Here is an 18,167-nt window from a genome sequence, read left to right on the forward strand (position 1 = left end):
CTGCGCCATGCCCTACCGAACCTGATGACGTCCACGCTGACCCTCACCGGCCTGATCCTGGCCAGTCTGCTGGGCGGGGCGATCATCGTCGAGACGGTGTTCAACTACCCGGGTATTGGCTCGGAGATCATCCAGGCGATCATCTACCGCGACTACCCGGTAATCCAGGGGATCATCCTGACGGTCGGCCTGATCGCCACTCTGCTCACCCTTCTGGTCGACATCGTCCTCGGACTCATCGACCCCCGCACGCTGGGATCCAAGACTCATGGCTAGTACCTCCTCCCCGAGCGCCCCGCGCCGCTTCCGCTGGACTCCGACGCTGATCATCGGCCTCGTGATGATGGCCGGGATGGTGCTCACGGCCATCCTCGCCCCGATGTTCCTCACCGCGCAGGCCGAGACGCTGACCGCCAATTCGAGGCAGGGTCCCAGTGCCGAGCACTGGCTCGGCACGGATGACTTCGGCCGGGACATCCTGGCCCGGTCCCTCGTAGCCACCCGTCTCACCCTCGTCATGTCCGTAGCGGCCACCGCGATCGCTGTGGTCGGCGGCATCGTCCTCGGCTCGGCGGTGTGGCTCGCACCGCGCCGGGTCCGGGAGGCGGCACTGCGGTTGATCGAGTCGGCGGTCGCGTACCCGTCACTGATCTTCGCGCTGATCGTCGCGGCGATCCTGGGCCCGGGTTCCGTCAACGCCGTGATCGCCATCGGCCTGGCCGGCATCCCCGCCTTCACCCGGCTGACGGCGAATCTCGCGGCCTCGGTGTCCCACCGGAATTACGTGACCACCGCCAGGCTGCTGGGCGTGCCGACCCCGAGGATCATCTCCCGGCACCTGCTGCCCAACATGGCCGAGCCGCTCCTGGTGATGGCCACCTCGAACTTCGCCCTGTCCCTACTGGAGCTGTCCTCCCTGTCCTTCGTCGGACTCGGGGTACAGTCACCCGATTACGATTACGGGCGCCTGCTCAACGAGGGACTGGTCTCGATCTACTCCCAGCCTTTGCAAGTGGTCGGCCCCTCCATCATGTTGTTGCTGGCCGGCGTCGGGGCGATGCTCGTCGGTGACGGACTGGCCGCGGCCGCCGATCCACGGGGCGGACGGAAGTTCGCCGGACGCCTGTCGCCCACCCGGGCCATGGGTACGGGGGCTGACCGCGAGGCACTGCTGGAGGTCCGCGACCTGGTCGTGACCGCACCGAACGGCAAGGACCTCGTGCAGGGGGTCTCGTTCTCCATCCAGCCCGGACAGGTCCTCGGGCTGGTCGGCGAGTCGGGATCGGGTAAATCTATGACCGCCATGGCCGTGGCAGGCCTGCTGCCCGAGGAGGTGCGGCGCACGGCTTCCGTGCTGCGCCTCGGGGACATGGACCTGACCGCACGGAACTCCCCGGCGGAACTGGCCCGCCGGATCGGGCTGGTCTACCAAGACCCGGGCACCACCTTCAACCCCGCCCTGCGGATGGGCACCCAGCTCACCGAGGTACAGCGTGTCCATCTGGGCCAGTCCGGCAAGCAAGCCAAGAGCACCATGGTCACGGCCTTGGACGAGATGCGCATCACCCGGCCCGGGGCCAGGATGGACCAGCATCCGCACGAACTCTCCGGAGGAATGCTGCAGCGCGCCATGATCGCCTCGTCCACGGTGGCCGATCCGGTCCTGCTCATCGCCGACGAGCCGACCACGGCCCTGGACGTCACCGTCCAGGCGGAGGTGTTGCGGTCGCTGTACCGGATCAACAAGGAACGCGGGACCGCCATCCTGTTCATCTCCCACGACATCGGCGTGGTTCAAGAGCTCTGCGACGAGGTCCTGGTGATGAACGGCGGACGGATCCTGGAGCGGCTGACGGGCGACCAGCTCCGCGACGGGCAGGCCGCCCACCCCTATACCCGGATGCTGCTGGCAGCCACTCCCTCGATGACCGACCGGCGTGAGTTCCTCACCGCGGACCGGTGGCAGGACGACGCCGGTACCGAACCGATACCCACAGAGGCAAAGGTGCAGTCATGACCGAACCACTCCTGGACGTACGAGGCCTGGACGTCCACCTGGGCCACGGCGCCGGCCAAGCGCACATCCTCAAAGGGGTTGACCTGAGCGTCCGGCCCGGGACGACCGTGGGACTGGTGGGCGAATCCGGTTCCGGCAAGTCCACCTTGGCCAAGGCACTCGTTGGCCAGGTCCGACCCACCGGAGGCTCCATCCTCTTCGCGGGGCGGGAAACCAGTGGGCTGCGGGCACGCGACCTATGGCAGCTCCGGCGCCGGATCCAGATGGTGCCCCAAGACCCCTACTCGTCCCTGGACCCGCGACGCACCATCGGCGAAGCCATCGCCGAGGCCATCGACCCGCGGCGCAGCTCCATTCGTCGGCACCGCACGACCATCCGTCACTGGTTGGCCCAGGTCTCGCTAGACGCGGACGCGGCCGAGCGGTACCCGCACGAGTTCTCGGGCGGCCAGCGTCAGCGCATCGCGATCGCCCGGGCGCTGGCGGTGGAACCGGACCTGGTCATCGCCGATGAGATCACCTCAGCCCTGGACCTGACCACGCAGGCGGAGATCCTGAACCTGCTGTCTCGACTGCGTAAGGACCTGGGCTTGACCATGCTGTTCATCTCGCACAACCTCGCCGTGGTCCGGCACGTGAGCGACGAGGTCGTGGTCCTCTATCACGGAGACGTGGTCGAATCCGGCCCGGTCGATACGGTGTTCGAAACTCCCGGTCACGGATACACGCAGAAGCTGCTGGACTCCGTGCCCGGCGGGCCGGGATTCCGGCTGGAAGCCGTCTAGATTGGAACCGGCTTATCACCTTCCCACGCGACATCGACACGACGCGGGTCTGTCCTGGGTGCAGGTACACCTACACCCAGGACAAACCCGCGTGGGTATCCGAGAGACCGTGGTCAGGAGGTCTTGGCCACGGCCATCAGCCGCTTGTTGACGAACTCGTCCATGCCCAGCGGGCCCAGCTCGCGGCCGTAGCCGGAACGCTTCACGCCGCCGAAGGGCATGTCCGCGGTCTCCGGCGGGGACTGGTTGGCGCCGACCATGCCGGCCTCCAGCCCCTCCGCGAGCCGCTCGGCGCGTCCGGGTTCGGTGGCGAAGACGGCGGAGCCCAGCCCGTACTGGGTGTCGTTGGCCAGATCCGGGTAGTTCCACGGCATGATGCCCAGCAGCACGCCGAGCGGCCGGCGCTTGATCACACTGGTGGACTCGTCCGTGCTCACCAGCACCTGATCCGCGGCCAGTGCCGGGCCGTGGTCCGCGTAGTAGCGGAAGATCTCTGCACTGAACTCGGCCTCACCGCGCGACTCGCCGATCGGCTTGCCCATCTCTCGGGTGATGACCTGCGCGAGTTCCTCGGTCCGTTCCTCGAACAGTTCGGCGATCCGCCGGACGACGGCGGCCCGGTCGCTGATATCCCGAGCCCGCCACTCGCGGAAGGTGGCATGGGCGGACTCGACAGCCTGACCGGCCTCCTCGTCCGTGGCGAACGGGTGTTCGCTCAGCACCTGCCCGGTGGCCGGGTTGATGCCCCGGTAGGCCGGTGTCCGGGTGGCGGCGGAGGATCCGCGAGTACACCGCGACCCAGTACATCGGGATCGAGAACCCCTGAGGCTGATGCCCGCAGTTCTGACGTCCGCTACCGTGGCCTCACACGGGTCAACTGCCAGGCGCAGACCGGCCGCGGAGCACAGCTGAACCACCGGCTGCACGAATCCATTCAGGAGGATCACGGGTGATCGAACAATCCGAGAAGACCGCCGGCTGGCTGGACTGGGTGAAAGATCGGGGCGAGCCCGCTTTCACCCTCCCGGAGGGAACGGTGGACGCCCATTGCCATGTCTTCGGCCCGGCAGCGGAATTCCCGTTCTCGCCAGCGCGGAAGTACACGCCGTGCGACGCGAGCAAGGCTGACCTGCGGGACCTGCGGGAGCACCTGGGCGTCTCTCGGAACGTCATCGTCCAGGCGACCTGCCACGGGCGGGATAACGCCGCGCTGCTGGACGCGCTGGACGACTTCGGGGACACCGCACGCGGTGTGGTGTCCGTCGGAGCAGACGTGACGATTGAGCAGCTGACCAGCATGCATGAACGCGGTGTCCGCGGGGTGCGCTTCAACTTCGTCAAGCGCCTGGTGCAGAGCCAGCCCTTCGAGGAGCTCGCGCTGGTGGCGGATAAGATCCGTGACTTCGGCTGGCACCTCGTCCTCTACTTCGAGCCCGAGGACCTTCCCGGCCTCGAGGACACGTTCGCGGGCCTCGGCGTCCCCCTCGTCATCGACCACATGGGCCGCCCGGATGTCCGGAAGGGTGCGGACTCGGACGAATTCTCATCCTTCCTCCGTTTCGTCGAGCGGACCGACGCCTGGGTCAAGGTCAGCTGCCCCGAACGCCTCTCGGAAGCCGGCCCCTACGCGGTGGACGGGCAGCGCGAGGTATACACCGACGTCGTCCCCTTCGCCCGCCGGGTGATGGCGGAGTTCCCGGAGCGGGCCCTGTGGGGCACGGACTGGCCCCACCCGAATCTGCGTTCGCACATGCCGGACGACGCGCTGTTGCTGGGGTACATCCCGCAGATCGCGCCGACCGAGGCGGAGCAGCAGGCCCTGCTGGTGAGCAACCCGATGTCCCTGTACTGGCCCTAGAGAACTCGACCGCCCGCAGAACCCAATCGACCCCCTGACGCACTGCTTGCGGCAATGTCAGGGGGTCGGTGGGGGCTGAGGGGTCAGTCCTGGTCGGCGTTGCGGGTTAGAGGTTGTCCACCGCGTACTGGGCCTCTTCGGCGGTGAACTGGCCGCCATACTCCGAGACCAGCTGGTCGTACACGGCGGCGGGAGACATGCTCATCGTCTCCTGGTAGCTCCGGCCCTGCTCCAGCGCATTCTGCTGCCAGTCCGCTTCGACGTTCTCCACCGCGTAATCTGCGGCCTCCTCGGTAAACTGTCCCCCGTACTCTGAGGTCAACTGGTCCCATAGTCCGGCCTTGGACAGGTACATCAGGTCCGAGTAGTTCTGTGCCTGAGCGAGGGCGGACCGGTGCTCAGTCGGGACCTCCGGGTCAGCGGCCTCGCTGGTGGGGTCCTCAGCGGAAGACGTCGACTCAGAAGCTTCACTGATCGGCGTTGCCACCGGGGCGTCCGTGGTGGTCGCTTCTGCCACGATGGACGAGTCGGGCATCGACTGCAGCGACTCATCAACGGCCGCCACGAACGTCGCCGTGATAGCGGTCATGATCCCCGCAATGATCAGGGACAGTGCGCCCAGAATCAGGCCGGCGATCGACGTCCCCTTCGGCAGTCCCTTCTTTCGCAGCCCGACAATACCGAGAATGACTGCCAGCGCCCCCAGAAGGAAGGACCCGATCCCAATGAAGGGAATGAAGGCGATGACGATGGCGATGATGCCCAAGACCAGAGCAGCGACGCCAAGGCCGTTGCCTGTCTTCGGCGGCGGACCTGGTTGGCCGCCATACTGCGGTTGTTGCTGGAAATCGACAGCGTGGCTCATGGCCCCTCCAATATGATCAAAAAGACGAGTGACCCTGACACTCTAGATGAGAACGGCAGGGAAAAGTCCTACTCGATCGATACTTAAGGGGCGTTAGATATAACGATTAACAGACCGTTCAGTCCTGATAGTCCCGAATCATGAGCACAAATACTGTGGTCCACTGTGTGCGCCTGCCTCGAATATTGAGGCAGGAGTGGAAACGGCGTCAAACCGACCTATCGAATCGGAGAAGCAGGCCGGGGCTTTTCGCTGACAGCACTCAACGAAAGCCCCGGCCCCTGCGGTGGCAAGCACGCCAGCACCCTCTTAGGCCGCCAGCGACTCCGGCATCCGAGCCGGCACCGGCTGCACCACCAGCCGCCCCTCTTCAACGGTCACCCGCACCGCATCACCGTCGGTCACCGCCTCGGAGACAAGCAGGTCGGCCACCCGGTCGTCGAGCTCGCGTTGGATGACCCGGCGCAGCGGGCGGGCACCGTAGGCCGGCTCGTAGCCGGCCTCGGCGATCCAATCCCGGGCGGCGTCGTCCACCTCGAGGGTGATTCCCTGGTCAGCGAGCCGCTGCTCGGAATCACCCAGCTGCAGACCGACGATCTGGCGCAGCTCCGCAGCGGACAGCGGAGAGAACAGCACGGTGTCGTCGATCCGATTGAGGAACTCCGGCCGCATGAACTCCTTGACGCGTCCCATCACCTTCTGACGGAGGTCCCGCTGCGCGGCCTCGGCGTCCGCCGAGACGAAGCCCAGCGGAGACCCGCCGGAGGACATGAACTCGGAGCCGAGGTTCGAGGTCATGATCAGCACCGTGTTGCGGAAGTCCACGGTGCGGCCCTGGCCGTCGGTGAGGCGGCCGTCGTCGAGCACCTGCAGCAGCAGGTTGAACACGTCCGGGTGGGCCTTCTCGATCTCGTCCAGCAGGATCACCGCGTACGGGCGGCGGCGCACCCGCTCGGTCAGCTGGCCGGCCTCGTCATAGCCCACGTACCCCGGAGGCGCACCGACCAGGCGCGAGACCGTGTGGCGCTCGCCGAACTCGGACATGTCGAACCGGACCATCGCGTCCTCGTCATCGAACAGCGATCCCGCCAGGGCCTTCGCCAGCTCGGTCTTGCCGACGCCGGTGGGGCCCAGGAACAGGAAGCTGCCGACCGGGCGGGACGGATCGGCCATCCCGGTCCGGGAGCGGCGGATGGACTTCGCGATCGCGGCGACCGCATCGTCCTGGCCGACCACCCGGGCGTGGAGCTCGTCCTCCAGCCGCGCCAGGCGGGACTTCTCGGCCTCCGTCATCCTGGCCGCCGGGATGCCGGTGGCGCGGGAGACCATCTCGGCGATGGCATCCTCGTTCACCACGGCCTCCCCAGTGACCTCCGCGCGTCGAGCCCGCTGGGCCAAGGCCTCGGCCAACTGCTCGCTGATCCGGTTGGCCTCGTCCCGCAGCTCGGTGGCGCGCTCGTAGTCCTCCGCGTTGACCGCCGAGTTCTTCTCGGCCTCCAACTCGGCGAGCTGGGACCGCAGCGCGTCCGTGTCCACGGCCGGGCCGGCGTCGTGCTTCGGGCCGCGCTTCAGGGACAGCCGTGCCCCGGCCTGGTCGATGAGATCAATGGCCTTGTCCGGCAGGAACCGGTCGGTGATGTACCGGTCCGAGAGCACGACGGCGGCGCGCAGCGCCTCGTCCGTGTACGTCACCTGATGGTGGTCCGCGTAGCGATCGGCTAAGCCGGTGAGGATCTGCACGGCGTCCTCCACGGAGGGCTCGCCGACGGTGACCGGCTGGAAGCGGCGCTCCAGGGCGGCGTCCTTCTCGATGGTGCGGTACTCCTTCAGCGTGGTGGCGCCGACCATGTGCAGGTCACCGCGGGCCAGCCGGGGCTTGAGGATGTTGCCTGCGTCCATGCCACCGGACTCCCCGGAACCGCCCGCGCCGACGATGGTGTGCAGCTCGTCGATGAAGACGATGGTGCTGCTGTCCTCGGCGAGCTCATCCATGGCACCGGTGAGCCGTTCCTCGAAGTCGCCGCGGTAGCGGGTACCCGCCACCATGCCGGCCAGGTCCAGGGCAATGACGCGCCGGTCCTGCAGTTGAGCGGGCACCTCGCCGTCCGCGATGGCCTGGGCCAGACCCTCCACGATGGCGGTCTTGCCGACGCCGGCCTCACCGATCAGCACGGGGTTGTTCTTGGTGCGGCGGGCCAGCACCTCGATGGTCTGCTCCACCTCGTCCGCCCGGCCGATCACCGGATCCAGCCGGCCGGCCTTCGCCTCAGCAGTCAGGTCCCGGCCGAACTTCTCCAGGATGGAGCCCTCGGAGTCCTGGCCGGACGGCTGCTGGCCGGCCTGACCCTGCTGTTGCTGTTGCTGGGCAGCCGACTGCAGGGACTGTGGGGTGACGCCCGCCTGGCTCAAAAGCTGACCGGCGGGGGAGTCGTGGTTCAGCACGAACGCGAAGAACACGTGCTCCGGATCGATGTAGGTGGAACCGAAGCCCCGGGCCACTTGGTAGCCGTCCAGCAGCACCTTCTGGGCCGAGGCGTTCAGGGACGCGGTGTTGTTGGCGTCCTTCGCCTCGCTCGGGGCCGGCAGGCGGTCGTCGACGGCGGCGATCAGGGACTGTGGATCGGCGCCGGACTGGCGCACTGCGGCGGCGGCCGGGTCCTCGCTCAGCATGGTGCGCAGGATGTGCAGCGCGTCGACGTCGGTCTGGCCGCGTTCGGCGGCGAAGGTCGCGGCGGTGGCCAGGACATCGTGGGTGCGCTTGCTCAGTAGGCGAGTGAGGTCGACGGGACGTCCCTGCCGACCGACCCGCTGGCCCTGGAGGTAGCGGGCGAAGAAATCGTCGAAGGAGTCGCCGTTGGAGCCGGCGGGACCGAAGAATGCGGGCAAAATGTCCTCCTTGAGGTGTGTTTCCAGCGATAGTTGAGTGTGTTCAACTCAAGTAACCACGAGTGACGTCAGAATGTTCCCAAATCCAGGCTCGGGATACAAGAAACTTGAGCGCGTTGCACTCAAGATTTATTCCAGGGCGGCACTCTGGGCGTCGGAGGGGCTGATTCTGTGAGGCGGAGGGGGCCTATGGCCGCGGTGGTTCACAGAAGGGCTTTGATGCCGTACAGTTACTTGCAGAAGTAGTTGTAGTAGATGCAGTAAGTCCGTCACCACTGCGGACCGGGTGGCCTTCGGGTCGACTGGGGCGCTGGGGAAGCGGTATGTACACACCGCTTCGCCCCCGCTGGAAAAACTGGCGGGTTTAGCACCCTAAAGAAAAGAGGCCACCATGGCCACCGGTACAGTCAAGTGGTTCAACGCTGAAAAGGGCTTTGGTTTCATTGCCCCGGACGACAACTCCGCTGACATCTTCGTGCACTTCTCCGCCATCGACGGCGGCGGCTTCCGCGAACTTCAGGAGAACCAGAAGGTCGAGTTCGAGGCGACTCAGGGCGACAAGGGCATGCAGGCCTCGTCGGTCCGCCCCCTCTGATCTGATCAGACTCTAAAACGGCCGCTCACCCTCCGGGGTGGGCGGCCGTTTTGCTGTCCCCTGTGTGTCGTCACGCACGGGGACGTCCTATCCGGAAACATGCAGGACATGAGCGTTTGTCGTCAGGATCTGTCCGGCATTGAGCCTTGTGGAACGTTGGGCAAATGTTGCCCGTGCTTAGGCTCTTGAGATCTACCGACGTCGAGCGAAAGTGGTGAAGCCAAGCGTATGGCTGTCGAAATGGGAATCTGGCGCATCGACGGCGGCAGGCCGAAGAGGCTCAATAGCGCTGTCATGCCTTCCGAGCGGCAGCTCGAGGAGCTGCTTGAGCACGACTCAACGCTTCTGGGTGTGCCCCTCCTGATCATCGGACGGCAAGTGAAGACGCCGTATGGAAAGTTCATCGACCTACTGGCGATCGACGCAGAGGGCCACCTCCACGTTCTGGAGTTAAAGCGAGATCGGACGCCCCGGGACGTCGTGGCTCAGGCGCTGGACTACGGCTCGTGGTGCGCGACGCTCTCGACGGACGAAATAGTGGCGATCGCCAACGACTACTTGAACGTCCCCCTTGAGGAGGCGTTCGAGGATGTCTTCCAGACGACTCGCCCGGACTTGCTCAATGAGGAACTCCAGTTGACCATCGTGGCCAGCGAGTTGGACGCATCCTCTGAGCGGATCGTCACTTACTTGCGCGATTTCGGGGTGCCGATCAACGCAGTCTTCTTCGCCTATCTGGAAGAAGACGACCGCGCCTATTTGGCGCGAACATGGCTGGCGGCATCTGAAGACGCGACGGTGGCTCCTGCGGGCGGTGGTGCGCACAAGGCACGACGCGCCTCCTGGAACGGCCTTGACTGGTTCGTCTCGTTTGGCGAGGGCGACTATCAGCCCGGACGCAGTTGGGAGGACGGCCGCAGGTACGGATTCGTCAGTGCGGGTGGAGGGGCCTGGTACTCACGTACCCTGCGAAACGTACCTGTGGGTGCCCGGGTCAACGCGTACATCCCCAAGCAGGGTTATGTGGGTGTCGGAACCGTGGTTGGCGATGCCGTCCGATTCGACGAAGCAAACGTGGTGATGAACGGGCAAAGCATAAAGCTTGCCGAGCAAGAGTTGGCTGGCAACTACCACTATGCGATTGGCGGCATGTCCGAGTCCGATGATGACGCCGAGTGGATTCTGCCTGTCGAATGGATCGACACGCGTCCCAACGAGGGTGCCTTCTGGCGCAAGGGAATGTTCGCGAACCAGAACAGTGCCGGTCGGCTGAGGCAGGAGTTCACCCTAGATCTCATCGCTCAAGAGTTCAGGACCTCTGCCAGTGACCACTGACCACCCCGTTCTGCGCGGCGATCCGGCTACCGCTTAAAGTCCATCTCCTCCAACCGGGTCTGCACCGTTCGGCCGCCTTCCCACGCATTGGCACCGGGGGCCACCTCCGGCGTCGGGATGCCTGCGCGGCTCGCGCGCTTCTGCGCCGTGGAGATGCCGAGGCGCCGGTCCCGATTGCGGATGAGCTCCTCATCGGCCTGCCCGTCCTCGGTCAGCCCCATCATCAGCTGCGGGATGCCGTAGGGGAAGTCATCACGGTCGTACTGCCATGTGTGGAACGTCTTGCCGTACGTCGTCACCAGATCGGTGAAGTAGGCATGCTCGGCCAGTTCCGGGACGCCGGGAGCAGCGAGGACGCCCGACTTCACCTCGTAGTGGTGGCTGTGCCAGAGTCGCTTCTCGTCCTCCGGCAGGCTGAGGAAACGTTCCTCGGTGGTGATGTACTCAATCCCGATCAGTCGGGCATCGGGCGCGTTGCGGTCGAAGATCACGCACTGATGGAGATCATGACGCAGGTGAATGCAGAAGTGTGAGGCCTCCACCTGCCGTCCCATCTCATCGGCGTACATGTGGAGGCCATTGAGGTAGGTGCTCATCGCCTCGAGTGGGTACTTCGGCTGGATCAGGCCGGAGGCCAGATCCAGCGCGCGGTGTTTCAGGGGGTGGTCCTGGCCGACTTTGGCGGCTGTGACCACCTTTCGGCTGACGGCGGCACTGGCGGCAACCCCGAGCCCGGCAGCGAAGCCGAGGCCCAAGGATTTCAGAGATGTAGGTCCCATGCAGCCACGGTAGTGACCGAGGTGCCGGAGTGCACGGGTTGGGCGATCGGGAGGCTCGGCGGCAACGGGGGAGTGGTGGTGAGGCGGAATCGACGCCGGAGGACTGCCGGTGCCGCGGGTGAGTGGTCATCACGGATTATGGCGAGAGATACCATGAGTGTATGGAGCAGTCGACCCGTAACGCCGTTCTCCCGCCCTTGCCTCCCGCGCCCGGGGGCGAGTTCCATCCTTCCTTGGAGTTGGCCAACAGTGCCGTCATCGTGCCCGGCGCGGAGCCCGTGGACCTTCTGGCGACGCCGGCCGAGGCGACACGCTGGTTGGTGGACCATGACCTGGCCCCGGCGGACGTGGAGCTCCAGCACTACTGCTCCACCCTGCTGATGGACCTGCGCCAACATGTCCGGGGCCTGTTCAAGGCGGCGGTGGACCGCGCTGAACCGCCGGTGGCATCCCTGCGTGCTGTCAACGACGCCTTGCTGCGCACGCCGACGGCGGCCCTGCTCGGCTGGGATCCGCAGGGCGGGTGGCAGCGAGTGGCACCCCATCCGACCACCCAGATCGTCGAGCACGCCTTGGCGTCCCTGGCCGTCGATGTGGCCGAGCTGGTCACCGATTCCGAGGCTGATCGTCTCGCGGCATGTGAAGCCGCACCCTGCAATCGATTCTTCGTGCGCACCCATGCGCGCCGACGCTGGTGCTCCACCCGGTGCGGGGATCGCGTGCGTGCGGCCCGGGCCTATGCCCGGCGGTCTGGGGCGCCGACGCCGAGCTGATGCCCCCGGCGCCGACCTCACGGCAAAGTTTGTCTGTACCCATGAGCCAAGGCTACAGTGGGCATCACGCCAAAAGGCGTACTTATCCGTGAGAAAGGCGAAGGTCCATGATCCGGCCTCAACCATCCGGCACTGCCCCGTTCGTGCTCTCCGTCCTGGACAACGCCCACACGGGAGTTGGCGAGACGGCCCAGCAGGCGTTCCAGGGAATCATCGACCTGGCTCGATTGGCCGATCGTCGAGGCCTGCATCGCTTCTGGATGTCCGAGCACCACGCCATGCCCTCTGCCACGGCCTCATCCCCGCAGCTGATGATCTCGCGACTGACCGGCGAGACGGAGCGGATCCGACTGGGGGCTGGTGGCGTCATGCTGCCCAATCACGCTCCCTTGGTGATCGCCGAGCAGTTCGGCATGCTCGAGACCCTCGCCCCCGGCCGGATCGATCTGGGATTGGGGCGAGCCCCTGGAACCGACGGTATGACCGCGGCGGCATTGCGCCGGCATCAGGGCGCCAATGACGAGTTCCCCCAGCAGATCGTCGAACTGGTCGGCTTCCTGCAGGACGACTTCCCGGCCGACCATCCGTACCGCCACATCCACGCCGTACCGGGCCCCTGGTCGGCAGGGATGAACCGCGTGGCCCGTCCTTCCATCCCGGATGTCTGGATACTGGGCTCCTCGCCGTACTCGGCACAGTTGGCCGGCCGGCTGGGGCGCCCCTATGCCTTCGCGCTGCAGTTCGGCAGCGATGAGGCGGAGTACGCGATGGACCTGTACCGCCAGAACTTCCGCCCCTCCAAGGTCCTGGAGGAGCCGTACACCCTGGTCAGCGTGGGAGCGGTGGCTGACGATGATCCGGTCGAGGCGCGCCGGCAGTCCTCCTCCGGGGCCATGGCCATGCTCAAGATGGTCAAGCGGGAGTCTTACCACCTGCTGCCTCCGGACGAGGTTGAGGCCTATCCGGCCACGCACCACGAGCGGGCCGTCCTGGACGAGTGGACGGACAAGACGTTGCACGGCACGGCCGCCACGGTGGCCGCGGGGTTGGAGCGACTTCAGCAGGGCACGGGTGCTGACGAACTCATGCTGGTCGTCGGGGGACACTCCCGTGGAGTACAGGCCCGCACCGTGGAGCTGATCGCCGACCACTACGGTCTGCCGTCGGCCTGAGCGAGGGCGGACTCGGCGACGAGGACGACATCTGAACACTCGGCGACAGCTCGGCGAACTGACCCCCGCCATGACGCGGGGCCGCCGCCGGGAGGGTCAGCATGGACATCGTGATCACCTCAACTCGCCGCACCGCTGCCCGTACCCTGACTATCACCGCGCTCTCCTGCGCCCTGCTGACCACCGGCACCGTCGCCGGGCCCGTCGCCGCCACCTCAGATTCCTCCGCCCCCACCGCGGACGTCTCCGTCACCGCGGAGGTCTCTGGCGCCGAGCGGGAGCCGGCGGCCGGCGTCGGGACCTTCCGATCTGCCGGCACCGAACAGCGTTTGGCCCTCGGTGTCACCCACGAGTCCCTCACGCTCGGGAACCCCGGATCCGAGTACTCGTGGACCGTGCAGGTGACACTGCCGTCTGGCCAGACAGGTGTGCGGGATTCGCACGTCTCATCCCGGGGCACGGCCCATCGCGTGGCCACCGAATTGCGGGAGGCGGGCTTGGAGGCCCGCGCCGGGGCCGTGGTGGCCGACCGGTTGGCCGACGCCGGCGGTTACCTGGGCCACCGCGTCCGGGTGGGGGCATTCCGCACCGAGGCCGAGGCTGAGGCGACCCGATCAGAGCTGACGGCCCTCGGGTATTCCGGTGGCACTTGGTACGAGGGTTGGGACGGCGATCAGCCGTCAAGTGGCCCCCGCGGCGGCCCCGTCAACGTGGAGGTGCTGACCATCGATCCGCTCAGGTTCAAGGGCGAGGTCACCGGTACCTTCGGCGAGGACCTCGAGCGGACCGAGACCGTCTCCGAGTTGGCCGACGGTGCCCTGGCGGGCGTCAATGCCGGGTTCTTCGTCTACGGGGAGCAGCACGGTGCCCCCGGAGACCCTGCAGGCGCGGCGGCGTACAACGGGGACATCCTCAGTGAGACGGTGGGGGACCGCCCCAACCTGGTGATCGACCACCGCAGCGGCCGTGCCTCCATCCAGCGCCTCACCTGGGAGGGTCGAATCTCCGCTGGTCGTCAGGGGCTGGACCTGGACGGCATCAATCGCGTGCCCGGCAAGATCCGCAACTGCGGCGGCACCGATGACCTGCCCACGGAGGCCCCGAAGCATGATGTCACCTGCACCGATGCCGATGAGATCGTCGTGTTCACCGAGGAATATGGGGCGACGACGCCGGAAGGGGATGGACTGGAGGTCGTCGTCGATCGCCACGGACGGGTCCAGGAGGTCACCCAGGAGCGGGGCACTGAACTGGCTGACGGGCAGTACTCCATCCAGGCCATCGGCGAGGACACTGCGCCTCTGGATGAGTTCGCCACAGAGGCCGGGCGGATCAAGCTCACGAACGAGTACCTCGACGAGCGCGGCAAGAAACTGCGCATGACCCCGCACACCCAAGTGCTCAACGGCGGCCCGAACCTGCTGACGGACGGTGAGCGGGACATCACGGCCTCCCGCGACGGCATGGTCCATGCGGACAACCCGGGCCAGTTCTACGGCTGGACGCACCAGCGCAATCCGCGCACCATCGCCGGGATCGATGGCCGAGGTCAGCTCGTGCTCATCACCGCCGACGGCCGGCAGACCGACTCCGTGGGGCTGAGCATCTCCGAGGCGGCCGATCTCTCCGGCCGACTGGGACTGGTGGACGCCATCAACCTCGACGGCGGCGGGTCCACCGCCATGGTCGTGGACGGCGAACTCGAGAACTCACCGTCCGGCGGCAGCGAACGTGCCGTGGGCGATGCCATCGTGATCCGGGAGCGGTGATCATTCTCCCCGAGAGCCATCCCACTCGGCCCCGGTGAGCAGGCGCCCGACGACGGCCCGCGCGGGCTCGGTCCCTGTCCAGTCCGAGCCAGCGCCGGTCCCAGGCGTCTCCAGCGACACGAGCAACTCTTCGACGTCCGCGAACACGTCCTGGCGGCCGGTCCGGCGCCGCAGGGTCCAGCCGTCACCCAGCAGGGTGAGCGAACAACCGGGAGCCAGCCCGCGGCGCAACTGCGCCAGCGCCTGGCGCTTGCGTCCGAGCCGGTTGAGGGTGGCCGTGGTGGAGGACACCGTGGCGCCCCCGGGGCATGCTCCGCACATGGTTCAGCGCCCGCTCACGGCATCACGTCGCCGCTGTTGGGCCCGAGCGTCTGGCCCACGTAGATGTCCCCGCCCGGGGAGGACGCCAGCAGCAAGGCCGTCGGCGCGATCTCCTCGGCCGTTCCGAAGCGGCCCAGCGGCAGCTCGGCGCGCTTGGCCGCCTTCCATTCCTCGGTCACGCCGTTGAGCAGGGGCGTGTCAATGGGCCCGGGGGCGATGGCGTTCACCAGGATGCCCTCGGGTGCCAACTCCAGGGCCATCGCCTTGGTCATGCCGATCACGCCGGCCTTCGCCGCCACATAGTGCACCAGCCCGGTGCCGCCCTTGATGCCCAGTTGGGAGGCGATGTTGATGATGCGGCCGCCCCCGCGAGCCTGCAGGTGCGGAAGGCCCCAGCGGCCGGCGAGGAACACGCCCTTGAGGTCGATGTCCACCGTCCGGTCGAAGTCCTGCTCGGTCATCTCGGCCATCGGCTTCTCGTCCAGGATGCCGGCGGCGGTCACCAGGATGTCGATCCCGCCCAGCTGCTCGGCCACGGAGTCCATGGCCTGGCGAACAGAATCCGAGCTGGTCACGTCCACCTCGGAGTACAGCGCCGTGGCGCCCGCCTCAGTCAGCTGCCCGACGACGGCCGCGCCGGCTGCCGCATCACGGTCCAGCACGGCGATGGCCGCGCCGTTCTCCGCGTACAGCCGGGCGATGGCCGCACCGATCCCGCTGGCGCCGCCGGTGATGACGGCGACCTTGTCCTTCAGCGCTTCCATGCGCCTGCTCCTTCTCTCGCTGGGTAGATGTGGGTCCTGAATCGAGCCGCTCAACTGGGCCAGCGGATGGTCAGTCCGCCGTCCACGATGAGTTCCTGACCGGTGACGTAGGCGGAGTCGTCACTGGTGAGGAACCGGATGGTACGGGCGGCCTCGTCCACGGTGCCCACGCGGCCGGCGGGGATGATCTTCCCGGCGGCCTTGAGCCCCTCATCGCCGAGGGAGTTCTTCTCATCCTCGGACTGCGGGCTGCGAATGAGCCCCGGGATCACCGCATTCACGCGGATCCCGCGAGGGGCCAGTTCCACGGCCAGCGAGCGGCACAGGCCCAGCACGCCGGACTTCGCCGCGGCATAGTGGGCGTGCTCCTCCCAGCCGTACACCCCACCGGCGATCGATGACGTCGCGACCATCGCGCCGCCGTCGGTCATCTTCGCGGCGGCCGAGCGGAAGACGCGCATCACGCCGGTGAGGTCCACGTCCAGCATGTCTTCCCAGGCCTCGTCGGTCATCTCGCCCAGCAGACTGCGGCGCAGGATGCCCGCCGCCGCCACGGCGATGTCCAGCCGGCCGAACTCCGCCATGGCGGCCTCGGCGAGGGTGTCACAGTCCTCGGTCCTGCGGACGTCGGCGGCCACGGCGATGCACCGTCTGCCGGCGGCCTCCACGGCCCGGACCGTTTCCTGGGAGTCGTGCGGGTCACCGGGGAAGTAGTTGACCACACTGTGCGCACCGGCCCGAGCGTAGGCCACTGCCAGGGCCTGGCCGATCCCGCTGGCGCCGCCGGAGATCAGCGCGACCTTGCCGGCCAGCCCGTCGTCTCGTTGAGTGCTCATCAGAGTGCCACCTCGTCCTTCTCCGTGTCGCGGTGGTTGCCGTGGACGAGCAGGTCGGCCGGGACATCGGCGGCGGGGCCCTCGATCTTGCGGGTTCCCATCATGCACAGCCCGGCCAGGGCCAGCCCAAGGGTGCCGGAGAGGATGGCGGCGGCGGTCATGGACAGCCCGGCGAAGAGCAGGGCGCTGAGCAGGCCGGAACCCACGATCCCGCCTACCGGCGCCATCACGTGGGCCACGTTGGTGCCCATGCCGCGGGCGTGTGCCGGGAAGGACTCGCCCATGTAGTACAGCAGCGCCGCGAACGGGCCGGTCAGGAAGAACAGGGTCAGGCCGTACATGGCGATGATGAACCAGGTGGCCCCCGGGATCAGCAGCATGCCCAGGCTGGAGACGGCGCCGGCCAGCCAACCGAGGATCACGGTGCGCTGACGGCCGATCCGGTCCCCGAGCCAGCCGTGGAACAGGTAGCCGACGAAGCCGACTGCGTTGGCGCCGATGAGGATGACCAGGGCGTTCTCGAAGGAGACACCCTTGGCCTCCACCAGCACGGTGGTGCCCAGCACGGAGAAGACCTGGATGCCGATCCAGCTGAACAGCCAGGCCAGGGAGAGCAGGATGGTGTGCCGGCGCAGCGCCGGGGAGAAGACCTCCTTGAGGCCGCCCTGAGTCTCGCTGTCCATCTCGAGGCGGTGCTGGTCGATCAGGACCTGGGCGCCGGCGTCGTCCCCCACGGACTGGCGGCGGCGCGCCTCACGGATCGCGGCGAAGGTGGGCGATTCGGGAAGCCGGGTGGCCACCAGGGCCACCGCGATGGCCAGCACGCCGGCGATCACGAAGGACCAGCGCCAGCCGATGACCGGCAGCAGCAGGGCGGACATGCCGGCGGCCACCAGGGCACCGATCGGGTAGCCGGCCTGCACTACGGAGTAGAAGAAGCCCTTGTTCTTGACGTCCTTGTAGATCTCGGAGAGGTAGACGGCGTTGACGACCTCCTCGGAGAGGGACAGGCCGGTGAAGGAGCGCACCAGGATGATCGAGACCGCGCCGATCGCCATGCCGGTGAAGCCGGCGGCCAGGCCGCCGCCGATCATCAGGATCACCAGAGCGTTGCGCCGGCCCAGGCGGTCGATGATCGGCCCGACGATCAGGGAGACGATGAACACGCCCACGTGGGCCAGGGTGTTGATCATCGTGGACTGGGCGGTGGACCACCCGAAGTCCTCGGCGATCACCGGCAGCAGGGTGCCGAAGAGGGTGAAGTCGTAGACGGAGATGACCCAGGCGAGGAAGCAGACGATCGAGACCTTGCGGATCATGCCCGGGGTGACGGGGACATCCCAGGGGGCCACGGGCCCGGTTGAGGCGGTGCGGGGAGAGGACATGGTGGACTTTCGTGTGAGGGGATCGCC

17 protein-coding genes are annotated in these 18,167 nt (G+C 67.1%); 9 read left to right on the forward strand and 8 right to left on the reverse strand.

Annotated elements, in window-relative coordinates; all coding sequences use genetic code 11:
* From ABD134_RS10675 to ABD134_RS10685, 3 genes are all read left to right on the forward strand, one after another.
* On the forward strand, positions 1 to 276 hold a 276-nt coding region (locus ABD134_RS10675), incomplete at its 5' end, for an ABC transporter permease subunit (protein ID WP_344229297.1).
* Complete coding sequence (locus tag ABD134_RS10680; protein WP_344229299.1) at positions 269 to 2,017, forward strand: dipeptide/oligopeptide/nickel ABC transporter permease/ATP-binding protein; 1,749 nt, start codon at positions 269 to 271, stop codon at positions 2,015 to 2,017. The genes ABD134_RS10675 and ABD134_RS10680, both read left to right, overlap by 8 nt.
* The gene (locus tag ABD134_RS10685; protein WP_344229301.1) at positions 2,014 to 2,802 is read left to right on the forward strand and encodes an ATP-binding cassette domain-containing protein; all 789 of its coding nucleotides are present in this window, start codon (positions 2,014 to 2,016) and stop codon (positions 2,800 to 2,802) included. Before ABD134_RS10680 ends, ABD134_RS10685 begins: the two co-directional genes overlap by 4 nt.
* A gap of 113 nt (positions 2,803 to 2,915) precedes the next feature.
* On the opposite strand, the gene ABD134_RS10690 is transcribed toward ABD134_RS10685, so the two are convergent.
* A complete protein-coding gene (locus tag ABD134_RS10690; RefSeq protein ID WP_425549745.1) occupies positions 2,916 to 3,635 on the reverse strand; it encodes an aldehyde dehydrogenase family protein in 720 nt (239 codons plus the stop codon).
* Positions 3,636 to 3,751: 116 nt separating this feature from the next.
* On the opposite strand from ABD134_RS10690, the gene ABD134_RS10695 reads away from it, so the two are divergent.
* Complete coding sequence (locus tag ABD134_RS10695; RefSeq protein ID WP_344229303.1) at positions 3,752 to 4,660, forward strand: amidohydrolase family protein; 909 nt, start codon at positions 3,752 to 3,754, stop codon at positions 4,658 to 4,660.
* Positions 4,661 to 4,766: 106 nt separating this feature from the next.
* Here the strand turns inward: ABD134_RS10695 and ABD134_RS10700 are convergent, their stop codons facing one another.
* Positions 4,767 to 5,525, reverse strand: a complete 759-nt coding sequence (locus tag ABD134_RS10700) for an Ltp family lipoprotein (RefSeq protein ID WP_344229305.1) — start codon at positions 5,523 to 5,525, stop codon at positions 4,767 to 4,769.
* Positions 5,526 to 5,834: 309 nt separating this feature from the next.
* On the reverse strand, positions 5,835 to 8,411 hold the full coding sequence (locus ABD134_RS10705) for an ATP-dependent Clp protease ATP-binding subunit (protein WP_344229307.1): 2,577 nt from the start codon (positions 8,409 to 8,411) through the stop codon (positions 5,835 to 5,837).
* A 391-nt stretch (positions 8,412 to 8,802) separates the two neighbouring features.
* Here ABD134_RS10705 and ABD134_RS10710 point away from each other — a divergent pair, with 391 nt between their 5' ends.
* Both ABD134_RS10710 and ABD134_RS10715 read left to right on the forward strand, forming a co-directional pair.
* The gene (locus tag ABD134_RS10710) at positions 8,803 to 9,006 is read left to right on the forward strand and encodes a cold-shock protein (protein ID WP_115932196.1); all 204 of its coding nucleotides are present in this window, start codon (positions 8,803 to 8,805) and stop codon (positions 9,004 to 9,006) included.
* A 228-nt stretch (positions 9,007 to 9,234) separates the two neighbouring features.
* Entirely contained in the window at positions 9,235 to 10,341 is a 1,107-nt protein-coding gene (locus ABD134_RS10715) for a hypothetical protein (protein WP_344229310.1), read from the forward strand.
* 26 nt (positions 10,342 to 10,367) lie between these two features.
* Here ABD134_RS10715 and ABD134_RS10720 read toward each other — a convergent pair whose 3' ends face one another.
* Positions 10,368 to 11,120 carry an OBAP family protein gene (locus ABD134_RS10720; RefSeq protein WP_344229312.1) on the reverse strand — a complete coding sequence of 251 codons (753 nt, stop codon included), beginning with the start codon at positions 11,118 to 11,120 and terminating at the stop codon, positions 10,368 to 10,370.
* A gap of 161 nt (positions 11,121 to 11,281) precedes the next feature.
* On the opposite strand from ABD134_RS10720, the gene ABD134_RS10725 reads away from it, so the two are divergent.
* The 3 genes from ABD134_RS10725 (at position 11,282) to ABD134_RS10735 (ending at position 14,834) form a co-directional block, all read left to right on the forward strand.
* The gene (locus tag ABD134_RS10725; RefSeq protein ID WP_344229314.1) at positions 11,282 to 11,893 is read left to right on the forward strand and encodes a CGNR zinc finger domain-containing protein; all 612 of its coding nucleotides are present in this window, start codon (positions 11,282 to 11,284) and stop codon (positions 11,891 to 11,893) included.
* A 107-nt stretch (positions 11,894 to 12,000) separates the two neighbouring features.
* A complete protein-coding gene (locus ABD134_RS10730; RefSeq protein WP_344229316.1) occupies positions 12,001 to 13,065 on the forward strand; it encodes an LLM class flavin-dependent oxidoreductase in 1,065 nt (354 codons plus the stop codon).
* Between the two features lie 110 nt (positions 13,066 to 13,175).
* Entirely contained in the window at positions 13,176 to 14,834 is a 1,659-nt protein-coding gene (locus ABD134_RS10735; RefSeq protein WP_344229318.1) for a phosphodiester glycosidase family protein, read from the forward strand.
* On the opposite strand, the gene ABD134_RS10740 is transcribed toward ABD134_RS10735, so the two are convergent.
* From ABD134_RS10740 to ABD134_RS10755, 4 genes are all read right to left on the reverse strand, one after another.
* Entirely contained in the window at positions 14,835 to 15,125 is a 291-nt protein-coding gene (locus ABD134_RS10740; protein WP_344229320.1) for a hypothetical protein, read from the reverse strand. It abuts the gene before it with no gap.
* A gap of 44 nt (positions 15,126 to 15,169) precedes the next feature.
* Positions 15,170 to 15,919, reverse strand: a complete 750-nt coding sequence (locus ABD134_RS10745; RefSeq protein ID WP_344229321.1) for an SDR family NAD(P)-dependent oxidoreductase — start codon at positions 15,917 to 15,919, stop codon at positions 15,170 to 15,172.
* 50 nt (positions 15,920 to 15,969) lie between these two features.
* Entirely contained in the window at positions 15,970 to 16,755 is a 786-nt protein-coding gene (locus ABD134_RS10750; RefSeq protein ID WP_344229322.1) for an SDR family NAD(P)-dependent oxidoreductase, read from the reverse strand.
* The coding region (locus ABD134_RS10755) for an MFS transporter (protein WP_344229324.1) at positions 16,755 to 18,167 on the reverse strand (1,413 nt) is incomplete at its 5' end. The genes ABD134_RS10755 and ABD134_RS10750, both read right to left, overlap by 1 nt.

Origin of the sequence: Citricoccus alkalitolerans (assembly GCF_039528175.1) — a bacterium.
GTDB lineage: Bacteria > Actinomycetota > Actinomycetes > Actinomycetales > Micrococcaceae > Citricoccus > Citricoccus alkalitolerans.